The following is a 17,258-nucleotide window of genomic DNA, read 5'->3' as shown; positions in this document are numbered from 1 at the left end:
CATGGGGAGATAACAAGATCAAAATGAATAAAATAACGCTGGAATGCCTTGTTATTTCCATACTTGGCGTTTTTATCAACGTTATATCCATGGAACTGGACTATGCTTATGATCTTCCTCTTTACCTGAACGTAATAGGAACCATTGTAGTAGCTCGGGAGTGCGGGCTTTTCTTTAGTATTCTGACTGCTCTGACATCAAATATTATCACCGGCACTTTTTATGAATATTCCGTTTATTTTTCTATTGTAAATGTGCTTGTAGCCATCATGACTTCCATGTTTTATTACAGGCGAAGAGGTAAGGAAAAGACTGACAAGTTCTTTTTCTATGTTTCTCTTTCTCTTGTCACCGGTACAGTGGGAGTTCTTATCGAATGGGGGCTTGCAGGGGTTCCCTGTAATCATACGGTTGCCTGTATAACCGATTATTTGCAGAGTAATTTAGGGATGGCTATGATTCCTGCCTTTTTCATAGCAGGAAATATTTTCAGCTTTATTGATAAGTTTTTTTCACTGTTACTTTCACTTGTGATTTTTAAACTTATTCCCAAAAGAATTTCCGATGAGATCTGGGACACCCATATGGGCCTTGATGTGGGCGCGGATAATTGGGATCCATCCAACAGGGAGAGGGTGAGATCAAGACTTTTGCTTCTTCTGGCATTTATCGCTCTCGCTCTTACTGTGGCCATTGCCTGGATCAGTGTTTCTCTTTACACCATTAAATCCACTGAAGACAGAGTCAATATAGCAAAGGGAGCTGCTAAACTTGCCAGCAGAGCTGTTCCTGCTGACGAGGTTAATGATTATCTTGAGCACAGATATAAGTTTTCGGAAGCTCCGGATAGTTATCGATTCGGATATTCTACTTTGCAGGCTATTTTGAACAGTACCCCTGATGCCGTTTATGTATATGTATATCAGATCAGGGAAGATGGCTGCTATACAGTATTTGATACAGACCCGCTCTTTGCTCAAAGCGGAAGAGTTGGTGATTTTTTAGCTTATGAAGAATCTTATAAGAAGTATATTCCGAAGCTTCTTAAGGGTGAAAGAGTAGACGTCATAGAAAATAAGAGTGTTTACGGATGGTTTCTCACGGCTTATGAACCTGTATTTGACAAGGCAGGTAATTGCGTGGCTTATGCCGGCGTTGATATCAGCATGAAGAATGTTCGTGATTATTCATATGCATTCCTTTTCAGGATAGTGCTGATTTCTTCAAGCTTCCTTATTCTTGCCATATCCTACGGTATGTGGATGGCTTCCAGCTATCACAGGGTTATCGATAAGCATTATGAGATGACTTTAGCCGCCAAGGACGAGGCCGACAGGGCTAATACTGCCAAGTCACGTTTCCTTGCAAATATGTCCCATGAGATCAGAACTCCTATCAATACGATTCTGGGAATGGATGAAATGATCCTTAGAGAAGATACTGAGGGTGTTCCTGTAAAATATCTCGAATCCGTCACAGAATATGCTCATGATATCCAAAATGCTTCTATACATCTTTTGGGACTTATAAATGACGTCCTCGATGTTTCCAAGATCGAGTCCGGTAAAATGAGTATTGTGGAACAGAACTATGACACCAAGCAGTTCTTTGGTTCCATCATCACTATGTTTAAGACCAGGACCAAGGAGAAGGACCTTTGCTTTGAAACTGACATTGATCCTCAGCTCCCCTCATGGCTCTATGGTGACGATGGCAAGATAAAGCATGTTCTGATCAATCTTTTGTCCAATGCTATTAAATATACCGATTCCGGTAAGGTTAAACTGACGGTTTCTCTGGTGGGCAGGCAGAAGAACAAATGCAGCGTTTATTATTCTGTAGAAGATACCGGAATTGGTATCGAAAAGGACAAACTCGACAAAATATTTGAGGCCTTTGAAAGACTTGATGAGGATAAAAACAGCTCCATTCAGGGTACAGGTCTGGGACTTCATATTTCACATCAGTTCTGCCATATCCTGGGAGGCGAACTCCTTGTTGAAAGTAAAGAAGGAGAAGGTTCGAGATTCTTCTTTGTTGTGGAACAGGGAATTGTAGATAATGCTCCAATAGGAGCAATAACAGATATTGTTAAAAAGGAACGAGATGAGTATGTTCCTGCATTCTTTGCTCCTGAAGCAAAGGTTCTCGTTGTTGATGACAATGACATGAATCTTAAGGTAATTGAAGGGCTCCTTAAGAAAACAGGACTTAAGCTTACTCTTGCCATAAGCGGAAAAGAGTGTCTTGAAAAGCTTGAGAAGGACGCCTTTAATCTGATTGTTCTTGATCATATGATGCCGGGAATGGACGGTGTTGAGACCCTTAAGAGAATCAGGGAAAAGAATATTCAGATCCCGGTAATAGCTCTTACTGCCAATGTCATGAACGGCGGCGCTGCTTTCTACAAAGAGGCTGGATTTGATGATTATCTTTCAAAGCCTGTTGAAGGAAAGACTCTTGAAGAGACTATTCTCAAGTATCTTCCTGTGGGACTTCTGAAAAACTATGATGAATTTGAGCATATTACTGACGAAGCCTTAAGTGAACTTGATGATGAGGCGAACAAAGAGGTTGTAGAAGCCTTAAGGAACATAGAGGGTATAAAGCTTAACGACGGTATAAAATACTGTGGCAATCTTGATGCTTACCTCAAATTCCTTCATTCCTTTGAAATGGGTATCGATGATAAGGCAAAAGAAATTGAGACCGCATATGAAGGCGGCGATTATGAGTTCTGTACCATCAAGGTACATGCTCTTAAGAGTACAGCCAGAATTATAGGTGCTACACATCTGTCTTATCTGGCGGAACAGCTTGAAAAAGCCGGCCGAGGAGATGATATACAGTTTTTTGATGAACATATAAAAGAACTGCTGGAAATGTACAGGGAGTATAAGGATAAGCTTTCAGCAGTACCCAAAAAAGAAAAGACTTTAAAAAAGACTCCTATATCCGAAGAGGAACTGCAGGGAGCCTATAATGCATTAAAAGAATTCATCCCCAAAATGGACTATGATGCCATAGAAATGATCATGGAAGATATAAAAATGTATAAGCTTCCGGAGAAAGACAAAGAGTATTTTGACAAGCTGGAAAAGCTGTTGAAAGAAGTTAACTGGGATGAAATGGAAGAAATGATAAACAGCTTGTAACAGAAGTTACAAGCTGTTTTATTAGAGCATTATTTAAATACAAGCTGAGCGAAATTGTAGAAGCCAAGATACCAGATCTTAAAGTCATGCTGACCGGGAAGTTCCTGCCACATATAGTTTTCACCTTCCACAAGTTTTTCTGAAAGAGCAGGTATTGTTTTTGCTGCAGCAGATGCTGCGCCATAAGCAACTCTGTCCTGAATTCCGCAGATGTTATAGAAATATTTGACATCATACTCGCTGGCATCGATAGTTGCTGCGGTCTTGGCTGCGCCGTTGCTGGTAGGAGCTGCTGAGAAAGCACCGAAATAGGAGAAGAGATCAAGACATTCGCCGATACCGATGTTTATTGTCTGCATTCCGCCCATTGAAAGCCCGGCCATGGCTCTGTGATCTCTTGAAGCTGCCATATCATAGCCGTTCTCGTCATAGTCTGCATAAGTGCTGTAATGTGATTCGATATAAGGAATAAGGTCATTTCTGAGCTCTTTTCCAAAGCGATAGAAGGAGTCGGTTGCATTACCTGTGGAGTTGCCTACATCGATTGATTTTCCGTTTGGAGTAACAACGATAAAGCCTTCGATGTCACCATAATATGCCAGGTTATCCATAATAGCCTTAACTCTTGAGGTACTCTTATTCATTCCCCATTCGTCTTCATTACCGCCGATACCATGCATGAGATAAATGACATTGTACTGTTTGTCCTCACTGTAGCCGTAAGGAAGATAAACATTGGCTTCCTTGGTATACTCATGGCCATCTCCGGCATAATCATAAGTTGTGTAAGTGATTCTCTCGATAACTCCGGCTTCATCGGTTCTTAAAGCTGTATATTTGGGAAGAACTAAATCACCAATCTCTGCTGTAGCTTCTCTGGTTTCTTCTGATGAAGCTTCAGATGCTTCTTCTGAATATGAGGTCTCCTGGTTGATGGCTTCCTGAATTCCATCGGGAACTGCCTCTTCTACAGTAGCCTCTGCTGCAGCTTCGACTGATGCTTCTACAGATGCTTCTTCTGTAGCCTCTACTGTGGCCTCAACAGTGGGAGCAACCTCTGTAGTTGTAGTAGCTGCAGCATTTCCGCAGCCGGTCATAATTGTAGCCATGATCATAACCCCCGCTAAATATTTCTTTTTCATGTTTTTTACATACCTCCAAGTGTTTCAAATAAAAAGAAGGATAAGAATTACTCTTATCCTTCAAGTATTTTAGTAGTTTGCAGCTGTTGTTGCTTATCACATATTATCTAAAATAGGTCAATTATTGCGTTTAAATGCTTCTTACTGCAATGTTTTTCGGCTCTCCGCTAAGAATCTTAACTGTTTTGGACTCTGCATTTAAGTCAAAATAGTTATCAGAAAGCAGCAGATCATCATTTTCATTACGTATCTCTACGCTCTTGGCATAGGCGGAGGATGAAACTGTTATTTCATCACCATTTACGGTAAATGTAAGCCCGGGATCTGCAAAATTGAAGTGCTTGGGAGGGCAGAACAGTACTGTGCCCTCAGACAGCAATTCATCTGTGTCGTGATCGATCAATGCAAAGCTGACATAGTTTTCATGTATATCAATGTCATCAAAGACTTCCTCTTGAACAAATTCGGAGGTGAGGGCTTCTACAGTAAGAAGGGAGTTTTCCTGTCTCAGGATCTCAGCCTTGCTGTTTCGAAGCTGCCAAACAGCAATTACATCACGGTTTTGCATGGTTTCATTGCTGACATAGATTTTAATGGATTTAACAAGCTCATCGATCTCGTCATTGACACTTAAGCATTGGTCAAGAAAGCCTCTTTCCTCACAGGATATAAGCAGAGGAGCAAAGAATCTTTTTGCATAATACTGAAGTGCCTTCCATCTGCCATAGTAGTCTATGGATGCCCAGGAAGCAACAGGCCAACAGTCATTTAGCTGCCAGTAAACGGTACCCATGCAGCGACCCCTGTTTCTTCTGAAGTGTTCAACACCGTATTTAATGGCTTCAGCCTGCAAAAGCTGTGAATAGTAAACCACATCCTTAAGGCTTTCCGGATAAAGGAAGGTCTGGCTCATGTAATTCATTATCTTGCCGTTGGCAGCATTATTTCTCTGATGTTTTTCCATCACATAGGAGAAAATGTTGCGATCCTTGGGCTCGGTAAAGGTCTCTATGGTCTTTACTGAAGGGAAAGACTGGAAACCAAATTCGGAGAGATAACGGAAATGGAACTGGCGGTAAGCGGTAAAAGGCTGATTGCCGTGCCATACTTCCCAGTAGTGAGCATCGCCGCGATTTTCATCATTAGGATCGTCAAATCCACCTCCTGAGGAAGGTGAAGCGCACCAGTAGAAGGTTTGAGGATCCAGGTTCTTCAGAAGTCTCGGGAAAAGATACTCATACATTTTTACATAGTCTGATTTAAGAGTATTTTTGGCACCCCAGTGCTCCTGACCTACAAAAAGCTCCATTTCGTTGTTGCCGCACCAAAGTCCGAGAGAGGCATGATGTCTGATTCTTGTGACATTCTGATAAATTTCCTCGGTGATGGTTCTTTCGAAATCCTCTGTGAGTCTGTAAACTGCGCAGGCAAACATGAGATCCTGCCAAACTACAAGACCCAGCTCATCACAAATATCAAAGAAGTCATCCTCGGGATAGTAGCCACCGCCCCATACTCTGATACAGTTAAAGTTGGAGTCCTTGCAGTGCTTAAGAAGAGTGCGGGTACGCTCTTTGTTAACTCTGGGCAAGATATTATCCTGTGGGATATAGTCTGCGCCCATGGCGAAAATTTTGACACCGTTTACCTTATGGGCAAATTCGCTGCCATATTCATCTTTTTCAGTGGAGATTTCCATGGTTCTAAGACCGATTCGCTTTGTCTGGGAATCCAGGAGCTTTTCGGTCTCGTTGTCAAATAAATCAATTTCAACGGTATAAAGAGGTTGATCTCCGTAGCCATTTGGCCACCAAAGCTGCGGATCCGGGATTTTAAACTCTTTATTAACGGGAATATCTTTTCCGATGACATTGCTATCCGGTGCGGTAACAGTGTATTTAACATTTACAGAGCTTCCGGTCGTATTATCCAAAACCTGAGAGCTTCCGGATATCTTAATGGTTACGCCGTCACTATGATCCTGAATTATATAAAAATCAGATAGTCTTGCTTTTTCAGCAAAAAGAAGAGAAACAGGCCTTTGAAGTCCCATGTCCGCAAGCCTTGGGCCCCAGTCCCAGCCAAACATGTAGTGGGCTTTTCTAAGATGTGGGAAGCCTCTGGTGCAGTCCTCGGTTCCAAGAAGAGGATCCTCTTTGAATTTCTCTTTGATATATTTAATTGGTGAGTGGAATACTACACGAAGCTTATTTTCATCTTTGAGAAGCTTTTTTACAGGGTATTCATAGCTAAGGTGCATGTTATTGGGGCTGCCAAGAAGCATATCATTCAAATAGATATCAGCTAAGGTATCAACCATTTCAAAGCGAAGGAATACTTCGGAGGCGGCCATATATGAATCAAACGAAGAAGATGAGAACTCAGTTATGTATTCATAATCATAGTTCATGAACTCCTTTGCCTTATCCTCATTGTTTCGATAATAGGGATCCTCCATCAGCTTGTTATCAATAAGATCCTGGAAAACGGAGCCCGGAACAGTGGCATTATGGAAAATATCTTCATCGGTACGCTTGAATTTCCAATTTTCATGTAAAAAAATCTGTGTCATTTTCCTTACCTCGTAAGAGTAGTAGTTTGCTTGAACAGTATCGCTATAATTTTACAGTATATCCGTATACTTTAACAGTCTTTACCTTTTTCTTTGCTAAATATGTATGGAGTATTGTAAAATAATTAACAAAGGAGTATTATGATTTAGTTGCATACAATTAGATCGACTTAATGAGGAATTATAAATGGATAAATATTCAATTACCGGAATGAGTTGTGCCGCTTGTCAGGCAAGGGTTGAGAAGGCAGTCAGCTCAGTACCCGGGGTTACTACATGTAATGTAAATCTCCTTACAAATTCAATGGGCGTTGAAGGCAATGCAACGGATAAAGATATCATCAAAGCTGTTGAGGATGCCGGATACGGTGCTTATCTAATGGCAGATGATATTGCAGACAATGAGGATATTCTTGAGGACAGAGAAACACCTGCACTTAAGAAAAGGCTTATCCTTTCCATTGGATTTCTGATTGTTCTTATGTATTTTTCCATGGGACATATGATGTTTGGTTTCCCGCTTCCGGGATTCATGGCGGATAATCATGTGGCTATGGGCCTGGTTCAGATGGTTCTGGCCCTTATTATCATGATCATAAACAGGAAGTTTTTTATAAGCGGATTCAAGTCCGCTATTCATGCTGCTCCAAATATGGATACTCTTGTTGCTCTTGGAAGTGCAGCCTCATTTATTTATAGTGTGGCAGCACTGGTGATAATGACCATCAGACAGACGGCGGGAGATCTTGAAGGTGCAAAGGCTCTTATGAATGAATTCTATTTCGAGGGAGCCGCCATGATCCTTACTCTGATCACTGTGGGTAAAATGCTTGAAGCAAGAAGTAAGGGCAGAACTACAGATGCTATCAGAGGACTGATGAAGCTTTCCCCAAAAACTGCAACCATTATCAATGCAGATGGTCAGGAACAGGTAGTTGATATCTCGGAAGTAAAGATCGGAGATATTTTCGTAGTTAAGCCCGGAGAAGCTGTTCCGGTGGATGGCACAGTCATTGAAGGAAACAGTGCCATAAACGAGTCCGCACTTACAGGTGAGAGCATTCCCGTTGATAAAGCTCTCGGAGATGAAGTATCTGCTGCCACCATAAATCAGGCCGGATACATTAAATGCAAGGCCACAAGAATTGGCAGAGATACAACTCTATCACAGATAATCAGAATGGTCAGCGATGCTGCAGCAACCAAGGCTCCAATTGCAAAGATCGCAGACAAGGTATCTTCAATTTTTGTACCCATAGTTATCATCATTGCGCTTTTTACAATGTTTATCTGGCTACTGGTTGGGGCTGAGTTTGGATTTGCTTTGGCCAGAGCCATAGCAGTTCTTGTTATCAGCTGTCCCTGCGCACTTGGACTTGCTACTCCCGTTGCCATAATGGTAGGAAACGGTGTTGGCGCCAAAAACGGAATTATGTTTAAAACCGCGGCATCCCTTGAAAATACCGGGAAAACCAAGATTGTAGCAATTGATAAGACCGGAACCATTACAAAGGGTGAGCCCATTGTCACAGATATTTTCCCTGCTGAAGCACTTACCAGCAGCGGATATTCTCTTTTGAATAACTTGGAGGATGAGCTGGTTAAAATAGCAGGAATACTTGAATCCAGAAGTGAGCATCCACTGGCAAAGGCGATAAATTCTTATATCAAAGATCTTCATCCCTATGAAGATGATGAGGATGAGCTCCTGGAAGTATCTGATTTTGAAGCTCTTCCCGGAAACGGCCTTAAGGCTGTACTTAATGGACACAATATCTACGGTGGCAATCTTGAATTTATCGAGAAATATGCATATGTTCAGTCAGAGCTTAAGGAAAAAGCCGAAAGTCTTGCGGCCATGGGAAAGACCCCTGTATTTTATGCGATAGACAAGAGATTTCTGGGAATCATTGCGGTTTCTGATACAATAAAGGAAGACTCCGCTGCAGCCATAAAAGAACTGAAAAATATGGGACTTAAGGTTGTCATGCTCACCGGTGACAACAAGGGAACCGCCAAGGCTATAGGAGAGCAGGCCGGAGTAGACGAGATAATTGCAGGCATTCTTCCCGGACAGAAGGAAAATGCCATAAAGGAACTTCAGAAATATGGCAGTGTTGCCATGATTGGAGATGGAATAAATGATGCTCCGGCTCTTACAAGAGCAGATACAGGTATAGCCATCGGCGCAGGAACCGATATTGCTATAGATGCAGCGGATGTGGTACTTGTCAGAAACAGTCTTCTTGATGCTGCCGCAGCCATAAGACTTTCCAGAAAGGTTCTTAAAAATATTCACGAAAATCTTTTCTGGGCATTCTTTTACAATGTAATAGGAATTCCTCTGGCGGCTGGTGCATATATTCATCTGTTCGGCTGGGCCCTTAATCCTATGTTCGGTGCTGCTGCCATGAGTTTATCCAGTCTCTTTGTGGTTTCCAATGCTCTGAGACTTAACTTTTTTGATATACATGATTCTTCAAAAGATATTGTTGTAAAGGATCCTGTTACAGAAATTATACTAAAAGAAGATAGCAAAGAATTTTTATCAGATGGTAAAATAGAAAAAGTTGTAAACGAAAGTGAGGAAAAAACAATGACAAAGACTATGACTATTGAAGGAATGATGTGCGGACACTGCGAAGCTAACGTAAAAAAGGCTCTTGAAGCCCTTGAAGGTGTTACTGAGGCACAGGTCAGCCATGAGAAGGGTACTGCAGTTGTTACTCTTTCTTCAGACGTAGATAATGATACACTTAAAAAAGCTGTAGAGGAGAAAGACTACAAGGTAGTAAGTGTTGAATAATAAGGAGATTTTTACAGGTATGGAAAAAAGAATCAAGATCAAGTATTTTAACGATAAGCTTGAAAAGCTTCAGTATATCGATGGGAAATCCGACTGGATCGACCTTAGAAGTGCTGAGGATGTGGATCTTAAGCAGGGTGAGTTCAAGCTTATTCCTCTGGGGGTAGCGATGGAGATACCGGAGGGCTATGAGGCCCACGTTGTTCCCAGAAGTTCAACTTTCAAGAACTTCGGCATTATTCAGGCCAACCATATGGGAATTATCGATCATTCCTACTGCGGGGACAATGATCAGTGGTTTGTTCCGGTAATAGCCATGAGAGATACTCATATCGGTTTCAATGACCGCATTTGTCAGTTCAGGATCATGGAGAATCAGCCTCAGATCATTTTTGCTGAATGCGAACATCTTGAGGGCCAGGACCGCGGAGGTTTCGGTTCCACAGGAACAAAGTAAATTCTTCATTGAAAAATAAATCTATTGTGCTAGAATTATAATTCGGTTTAATAATAAGCTTTTAGATTGGAGTAATTATGGTTAAGATTCGTACTAGATATGCACCGAGCCCAACAGGCCGTATGCATGTGGGAAACTTAAGAACAGCACTTTATGAGTTTTTGATCGCTAAGCATGAAGGCGGAGATTTCCTCCTTAGAATTGAGGATACAGACCAGGAGCGCTATGTAGAGGGCGCTACCGAGATCATATACAGAACCCTTGAAAAGACAGGACTTATTCATGATGAAGGTCCCGATAAGGACAAGGGATGCGGCCCTTACGTTCAGAGTGAGAGACAGAAGGCCGGTATTTACATGAAGTATGCCAAGGAGCTCATCGATAAGGGCGAGGCATATTACTGTTTCTGCGATCAGGAGAGACTTGCTACTCTGGTTCAGGAGATTGACGATGGCAATGGCGGCAAGAAGGAGATCAGCTTCTATGACAAGCACTGTCTCCATCTTTCCAAGGAAGAGGTTGAGAAGAACCTTGCTGAGGGCAAGCCTTTCGTTGTAAGACAGAACAACCCCACAGAGGGAACAACCACATTCCATGATGAACTTTACGGAGATGTAACCGTTGAGAACAAGGAACTGGACGACATGATCCTTATCAAGTCTGACGGATTCCCTACATACAATTTTGCTAACGTTGTAGATGACCACCTTATGGGAATCACACATGTAGTAAGAGGTAACGAGTACATTTCTTCTTCACCCAAGTACAACAGACTTTATGATGCATTTGGATGGGAGGTTCCCAAGTACATTCACTGTCCTCTTATTACCGATGAGGATCACCACAAGCTTTCCAAGAGATCCGGACATTCTTCATTCGAGGATCTTATCGAGCAGGGCTTCCTTACTGAGGCAGTTGTTAACTTTGTAGCTCTTCTTGGCTGGTCTCCTGAGGATAACAACGAGATCATGAGCCTTGAGGATCTTATCAAGAAGTTTGATTATCACAGAATCAGCAAATCACCTGCTGTATTCGACTTTACCAAGCTTAAGTGGATGAACGGCGAGTATCTCAAGGCTATGGATGAGGACAAGTTCTTTGAGATGGCTAAGCCTTATCTCGAGGAGGCTATTACAGTTCCTGCACTTAAGAGCGATGATAAGCTCAAGATGATCTCAAATATGGTTAAGACCAGAATTGAGATATTCCCAGATATCAAGGATATGGTTGATTTCTTCAATGAGCTTCCTTCTTATGACACAGCTATTTATGCTCACAAGAAGATGAAGACTAATGAGGAGACTTCCCTGGCAGTTCTCAAAGAGGTGCTTCCACTTCTTGAGGCCCACGAGGATTACACAAACGATGCTCTTTATGCAATGCTTTCAGATTACATCAAGGAGCATGAGTACAAGAACGGATATGTTCTTTGGCCTGTAAGAATCGCAGTTTCAGGAAAAGAGATGACTCCCTGCGGAGCTACAGAACTCATGGAGGTCATCGGCAAAGAAGAGACTATTAAGAGAATTAAAAAAGGAATTGAATTACTTGAAAAATAATAACGCACTGAGTAATGGCGTTATCGGCAATGCTGCTCAAATGGATGCCATAAGGCATCATAAGGGACCTGCGATGGTTATTGCAGGTCCCGGAAGCGGCAAGACCTTCGTGATCGTGCAGCGTCTCAGATATCTTATTGAAGAGATGCATGAGGATCCTTCACGTATACTTGTCATTACTTTTACCAAAGCAGCTGCCATCGAGATGCAGCAAAGATTTTACAAACTCACGGATAGTTCTTATCCGGAGGTCAATTTCGGAACATTTCATTCTGTTTTTTATCAGATAATTCGTCAAAATAAATCCGGTAATCAAAATTACAGTATTGCAGATGACTGCTTTAAGATAAGGCTTATCAGAGATATTTTACATGAGGCTGAAATCAGTGAAATCCTGAAAAAAGAAGGCTGTGAAACCAGAGATATTTCAGACAGTGATATCAGCGACATTCTCACTGACATATCAAGAGTCAAGAATACAGGTGAGGATATAAATACGGTTAAGGTATCAAACCTTTGTAAGGCAGCCTTTAAGGACATTTTTATACTTTACAATAACAGATTGAGAGAGTTTGGAAAAATTGACTTCGACGATATGATCTGTAAATGTCTTGAGCTTCTTAGAAACGACAGTGAAATACTTTCGTTTTATCAAAATAAGTTCTCTTTTTATCTGGTGGACGAATATCAGGACATCAATTCCATGCAGTTTCAAATACTTAAACTTTTATCAAAGCCCCATGGTAATGTGTTCGTAGTTGGGGATGATGACCAGTCTATCTATGGATTTCGCGGTTCCGACCCGGGAATCATGCTTTCTTTTGAGGAAAGCTTCAGGGAATATTCACCAAGAAAGATTGTGCTTAAGCAAAATTATCGCTGCGCAAAAAAAATCATAGAAAATGCATGTCTTTTAATCGATGAAAATAAGATCAGATACAAAAAAGACATATGCCCGGGGGAGAAAAATGAAGACGGCTATGTGATCACAAGGCGATTTAGGGACAAAAGTGCTCAGTATAAGGCTATATCATCTTATCTTGGAAGCGGAAATGTGGATCCTTCGAGAGTTGCAGTTATCTACAGAACCAATTCGGAAGCCCTTTCGTTGGCATCCTGCCTTAAAGAATATGGCATTATGACCAATCTTGACAGCTTTTCAAGAAGTTATGTGGAGGATGAGGCAGTAAACCTGGTGATTTCATACCTTTCTTTTGCTTATCTCGGCCAGAAACGAGCGGATTATCTGAAGATAATAAATAAGCCAATGCGCTTTATCTCAAGAGAGACAGCATTGGATGATATCATAAGTGAAAAGAAGGTTCTTGCTTATTACAGAGGAAATTCTTCAAAAACAAAAGATGTTAAAAAGTTCTTTATACAAATTAACATGATATCGCATCTAAGGCCCTACCTGGCTGTCAGATATATCAGGAGGGATATTGGTATAGATAAGTTGTACCCTGGGTCAAAAGAGGCGATGGACAATCTTCTGGAAAGGGCAAGAGGCTATGAGTATGCGGAGGATTTCATAAGGGACATAAATGAAGAGCTTGAGAACATAAAAAGAACAAAGAGCATAAGAAAAGGCGGAAACAATAAATCCTGCGTCAAACTTCTTACAATGCATGGCTCAAAGGGACTGGAATTTGATATTGTCTGGCTTCCTGACCTCAACGAAGGAATAATTCCCTCCAGAAGTGCGGAAACACAGCAGCAGATAGAAGAAGAGCGCCGAATGCTCTATGTGGGAATGACCCGGGCAAAAACAGCGCTCATAATGTCCTATGTTGCGGGAGAAGAGGATAATCCCATGCTCCCTTCAAGATTTTTGAGACCAATAAGGCATCTCTGGGAAAAGAAAGAAAACGATCATTCTTCTCCGTCTAAGCCCTCCTCAGGAAGTTCGATGATCTCGTCGAACTCTACGTCATCAAGATAAAGATTGAAGGCCTCTGCCACATCCTCATATTCCTTATCATCAGCAATATAGCCAAGTTCAGGCTCCTCATCATCACCCTTGTAAATGAACTCATAGAACCATACGTTGCCGTCATTGTTCTGGCCGTTCTTATCAAGGGGAAGAAGCACGATATAATCCTTGGAATTAACTGTAAGAACTATGATAATGGCGCAGGTAACGGTTTCTCCGTTATCAAGCTCGACGTCTACGGTCATCTGCTCGTCGTTTTCAATCCTTGTGTTCATATCTGTTGCAATCTTGGAAAATTCCATTAAAAACGCCTCCTATATCGGTGAAAAATATTATCAGATAGCTTTATAATACCATATTCTTTTCAGTTAGCATATAAAGGAATTATGTGATAGAATAGAAAGACATATGTATTTGTAAGGATTCGGGAGAAATAAATGCAGGGGAAATATAAGATAATCAGAGAAAAGCCCTATCCGTTGGGCTGTTATATCGACTATGACAAATCATTGGTGGTGAGGGCTGTCTATGACGACCGCAGGGCCTGCGGCGTTACTCTTTATTCTTCATCATGTGAAGGTCAGGAGCCGCTTACCATAAGGCTCCCCAAGGACGTCAAGCGTGGAAGGATATACTCCGCCAGAATTACAGGAATTGAAGATATTGATAAATATGATTCCTATAACTTTTTTGAAGGAAACAATTTTTTCTGCGATCCCTATGCAAGGCATGTTATTGGCCTTGAGACCTTTGGCAAGGATGTTAAGTTAAGTGATATCCGTGCCAGTCTCGACAATAAGGCTGTTATCCGTGCTTCTCAGACCGAATTTGACTGGGGAAAAGAAACATCACCTCATATTCCTTACGAAAACAGTTTCGTTTACCTTTTGAATGTCAGAGGCTTTACACAGAGTTCCTCCAGCGGCGTAGCTGCTGCCAAAAGAGGAACCTTTAGCGGTATCCTTGAAAAACTTCCTTATCTCAAGTCTTTGGGTGTAACAACCCTTGAGCTTATGCCGGTTTATGAGATGAACTGCGTTGAGAACTCATTAAAAGAGCTTGGAAGCGGTATTTATTCCAAGGACGGCGCTATTGTTGATAAAGCTTCAATCAAACCCAAGATCAATTTCTGGGGTTACAAGAAGGGTTATTACTTTGCTCCCAGAGCATCCTACTGCAAAAACCCTGCAAACGCAGAGAATGAATTCAAGAGCTTTGTTAAGATCCTTCATGAAAATAAGATAGAGGTTGTACTTCAGTTTTTCTTTAACGAGAATGAGAGCGAGAGCATGATTCTTGATGCCCTCAGATTCTGGAGATGCAATTACCATATAGACGGCTTCCACTTAAAGGGAGCCAGAATTCCTGTTTCGCTTATTACAAGAGAGCCTTTGTTTGATGATGTAAAGATATGGCACGAGTGGTTCGATTACGGCCAGGTGCTGGGAACAGCCAAGCCAAAGGAAAGACTCTTATCCGAGTACAATAATACATTTTTATATGCATCCAGAAGATTTTTAAAGAGCGATGACAATACAGTTGGGGATTTCCTGAAAGTCATGACTGCTAACTCTGCAGAACACGGAATCATGAATTATATCTGTGATTACGAAGGTTTCAGGCTCTTTGATCTGGTTTCCTATGAGCACAAGCACAATGAGGAAAACGGAGAAAACAACAAGGACGGCACTGACAATAACCTGAGCTGGAACTGCGGCATAGAGGGCAGAACCAGAAAACACTGTATTCTTGAGCTTAGAAAGAAACAGATTAAGAACATACTCACAATGCTCTTTATGGCTCAGGGAACACCGATGTTATTTAGCGGTGATGAATACGGCAATTCTCAGGGTGGTAATAACAATCCTTATTGCCAGGATAATGAGACCGGCTGGGTGGACTGGAAGGCCCTTGATAAGAATCAGGATATTTTTGAATATGTGAAGTTCCTTGTGAACCTCAGATTTTCTCACAACATCCTTCACAGCAGATATCCATTTAAACTTATGGATTATGAATCCTGCGGTTATCCTGATCTTTCCTGCCATGGCAAGGACGCTTGGAGACCAGATTTGTCCGGGTACAGCCATATTTTGGGAATGTTGTATTGCGGCATCTATGACAAGGACGACAAGGATAAGCCTTTTATCTATGTCTGCTACAATATGCACTGGATGAAATCCGAATTCGCGCTTCCCAAGCTCCCTGAAGGACTTAAGTGGTCCTGCATATCCGATACTGCAGGAGACTTTGAAGCTCTGCAGCAAGGAGAAGGTTCGGTTAGCAGCGAAAAAGACACTCTTTGTGAGAGATCAGTTCGCATTTATATAAGCGAGAAGGATCCGAATTATAAGAAGAAAGGTAAGTCTAAAAAGAAGCAAGATGAAAAAGAATGATATTGATGTAATCGAAAAGTTTTTGAGATATGTAAAGATTGATACACAGTCTGATGCTGAAACAGGTACATCACCTTCAACCATGAAGCAGCATGACCTTGCGAAGATCTTAAGGGATGAGCTTGTGGCTATCGGAGCATCTGATGTCTTTTATGATGAGGAGCACTGCTATGTTTATGCGGCTATTCCTTCAAATATTACAGACGGCAAGGACAGACCTGCCATAGGCTTTATTGCCCATATGGATACCTCTGACGAAGTAAGCGGCAAGGATGTTAAGCCGAAAATCGTTGAGAACTATGACGGAAAGGATATTACTCTCAGTGCAGATGGCAAGGTTGTTCTTTCACCTAAGGATTTCCCTGAGCTTGTTAATCATGTAGGAGAGGACCTTATCGTTACCGACGGAACAACACTTCTTGGAGCTGATGATAAAGCCGGTGTTGCTGAGATCATGACAATGGCTGATTTCCTTATCAGAAATCCTGAGATTCCTCATGGCGAAATCAAGATCGCATTTACTCCCGATGAGGAGATTGGTGAAGGAACAGCATTTTTCGATATTGAGAAGTTTGGTGCCAAATTTGCTTACACCGTTGACGGTGGCAAGCTCGGCGAGTTTGAATATGAGAACTTCAATGCGGCAGAGGGAGTTATCACTGTTAACGGCAGAAGCGTTCATCCCGGAGATGCCAAGAACAAGATGGTAAATGCGGCTCTTTTATGCTATGAGTTCCATTCTCTTTTACCAGTATTCCAGAATCCTATGTACACAGAGAAAAGAGAGGGCTTCTTCCACCTTACAGAGGTTAAGGGCGGAACAGAGAGCGCAACAGCTTCTTACATAATCCGTGACCACGACAGGGCTCTTTTTGAGGAAAAGAAGGCAATCTTCCAGGCTGCAGCCGATTTTCTCAACAGGAAATATGGTGAGGGTACCGTTAATGTAAGCCTCAGAGACCAGTACTACAACATGGTTGAGCTTATCAAGCCTCATCAGCATCTTATCGACAATGTGAAGAAGGTTATGGCAGAGCTTGATATAAAGTTCATTGATGTGCCTATCAGAGGCGGCACAGACGGAGCAGCCCTTTCATATAAGGGACTTCCTTGTCCAAACCTTTGCACAGGTGGATATAACTACCACGGCAAATATGAGTATGCTTCAGTTCAGGAAATGAGAAAGGTTGTTGATATCCTTCTTGGAATTGTTGAAGCCTACGGCGAGAAATATTGAT

The 17,258-nt window shown here is 41.8% G+C and carries 10 protein-coding genes; 7 read left to right on the top strand and 3 right to left on the bottom strand.

Going from position 1 to position 17,258, the window contains the following annotated elements; genetic code table 11:
• The first annotated feature begins 23 nt into the window (after positions 1 to 23).
• Entirely contained in the window at positions 24 to 3,155 is a 3,132-nt protein-coding gene (locus tag T359_RS21230) for a response regulator (protein ID WP_197027042.1), read from the top strand.
• A gap of 29 nt (positions 3,156 to 3,184) precedes the next feature.
• Here the strand turns inward: T359_RS21230 and T359_RS0101285 are convergent, their stop codons facing one another.
• Positions 3,185 to 4,297 carry an alpha/beta hydrolase gene (locus T359_RS0101285; protein WP_026515901.1) on the bottom strand — a complete coding sequence of 371 codons (1,113 nt, stop codon included), beginning with the start codon at positions 4,295 to 4,297 and terminating at the stop codon, positions 3,185 to 3,187.
• A gap of 130 nt (positions 4,298 to 4,427) precedes the next feature.
• The gene (locus T359_RS0101280; RefSeq protein ID WP_026515900.1) at positions 4,428 to 6,869 is read right to left on the bottom strand and encodes a beta-mannosidase; all 2,442 of its coding nucleotides are present in this window, start codon (positions 6,867 to 6,869) and stop codon (positions 4,428 to 4,430) included.
• 187 nt (positions 6,870 to 7,056) lie between these two features.
• Between T359_RS0101280 and T359_RS0101275 the strand changes: the two genes are divergently transcribed.
• From T359_RS0101275 to T359_RS0101260, 4 genes are all read left to right on the top strand, one after another.
• Positions 7,057 to 9,675 carry a heavy metal translocating P-type ATPase gene (locus tag T359_RS0101275; protein ID WP_026515899.1) on the top strand — a complete coding sequence of 873 codons (2,619 nt, stop codon included), beginning with the start codon at positions 7,057 to 7,059 and terminating at the stop codon, positions 9,673 to 9,675.
• 19 nt (positions 9,676 to 9,694) lie between these two features.
• Positions 9,695 to 10,132 carry a dUTP diphosphatase gene (locus tag T359_RS0101270; protein WP_026515898.1) on the top strand — a complete coding sequence of 146 codons (438 nt, stop codon included), beginning with the start codon at positions 9,695 to 9,697 and terminating at the stop codon, positions 10,130 to 10,132.
• A 77-nt stretch (positions 10,133 to 10,209) separates the two neighbouring features.
• Positions 10,210 to 11,691, top strand: coding sequence for a glutamate--tRNA ligase (gltX, locus tag T359_RS0101265; RefSeq protein WP_026515897.1), 1,482 nt, complete (start codon positions 10,210 to 10,212; stop codon positions 11,689 to 11,691).
• Positions 11,681 to 13,633, top strand: a complete 1,953-nt coding sequence (locus T359_RS0101260) for an ATP-dependent helicase (protein WP_026515896.1) — start codon at positions 11,681 to 11,683, stop codon at positions 13,631 to 13,633. The genes gltX and T359_RS0101260 overlap by 11 nt, the downstream gene beginning before the upstream one ends.
• On the opposite strand, the gene T359_RS0101255 is transcribed toward T359_RS0101260, so the two are convergent.
• On the bottom strand, positions 13,564 to 13,926 hold the full coding sequence (locus tag T359_RS0101255; protein ID WP_051544848.1) for a DUF1292 domain-containing protein: 363 nt from the start codon (positions 13,924 to 13,926) through the stop codon (positions 13,564 to 13,566). The two genes, T359_RS0101260 and T359_RS0101255, sit on opposite strands and share 70 nt — an antisense overlap.
• 135 nt (positions 13,927 to 14,061) lie before the next feature.
• Here T359_RS0101255 and T359_RS18925 point away from each other — a divergent pair, with 135 nt between their 5' ends.
• Positions 14,062 to 16,020: an alpha-amylase family glycosyl hydrolase gene (locus T359_RS18925; protein ID WP_035783442.1), complete on the top strand. Its 1,959-nt coding sequence runs from the start codon at positions 14,062 to 14,064 to the stop codon at positions 16,018 to 16,020.
• Complete coding sequence (gene pepT, locus T359_RS0101245; RefSeq protein ID WP_026515894.1) at positions 16,007 to 17,257, top strand: peptidase T; 1,251 nt, start codon at positions 16,007 to 16,009, stop codon at positions 17,255 to 17,257. Before T359_RS18925 ends, pepT begins: the two co-directional genes overlap by 14 nt.
• Position 17,258 lies beyond the last annotated feature (1 nt).

Source organism: Butyrivibrio sp. MC2021 (genome assembly GCF_000621605.1).
Taxonomy (GTDB): domain Bacteria; phylum Bacillota; class Clostridia; order Lachnospirales; family Lachnospiraceae; genus Butyrivibrio.
Note: the sequence above shows the minus strand (reverse complement) of the source record. Positions and strands in the feature narration are given on the sequence as shown.

Coding starts and splice junctions, on each gene's coding strand:
- T359_RS21230 (WP_197027042.1), top strand. CDS start 24: ATGAATAAAATAACGCTGGAATGCCTTGTTATTTCCATACTTGGCGTT.
- T359_RS0101285 (WP_026515901.1), bottom strand. CDS start 4,297: ATGAAAAAGAAATATTTAGCGGGGGTTATGATCATGGCTACAATTATG.
- T359_RS0101280 (WP_026515900.1), bottom strand. CDS start 6,869: ATGACACAGATTTTTTTACATGAAAATTGGAAATTCAAGCGTACCGAT.
- T359_RS0101275 (WP_026515899.1), top strand. CDS start 7,057: ATGGATAAATATTCAATTACCGGAATGAGTTGTGCCGCTTGTCAGGCA.
- T359_RS0101270 (WP_026515898.1), top strand. CDS start 9,695: ATGGAAAAAAGAATCAAGATCAAGTATTTTAACGATAAGCTTGAAAAG.
- gltX (WP_026515897.1), top strand. CDS start 10,210: ATGGTTAAGATTCGTACTAGATATGCACCGAGCCCAACAGGCCGTATG.
- T359_RS0101255 (WP_051544848.1), bottom strand. CDS start 13,926: ATGGAATTTTCCAAGATTGCAACAGATATGAACACAAGGATTGAAAAC.
- T359_RS18925 (WP_035783442.1), top strand. CDS start 14,062: ATGCAGGGGAAATATAAGATAATCAGAGAAAAGCCCTATCCGTTGGGC.
- pepT (WP_026515894.1), top strand. CDS start 16,007: ATGAAAAAGAATGATATTGATGTAATCGAAAAGTTTTTGAGATATGTA.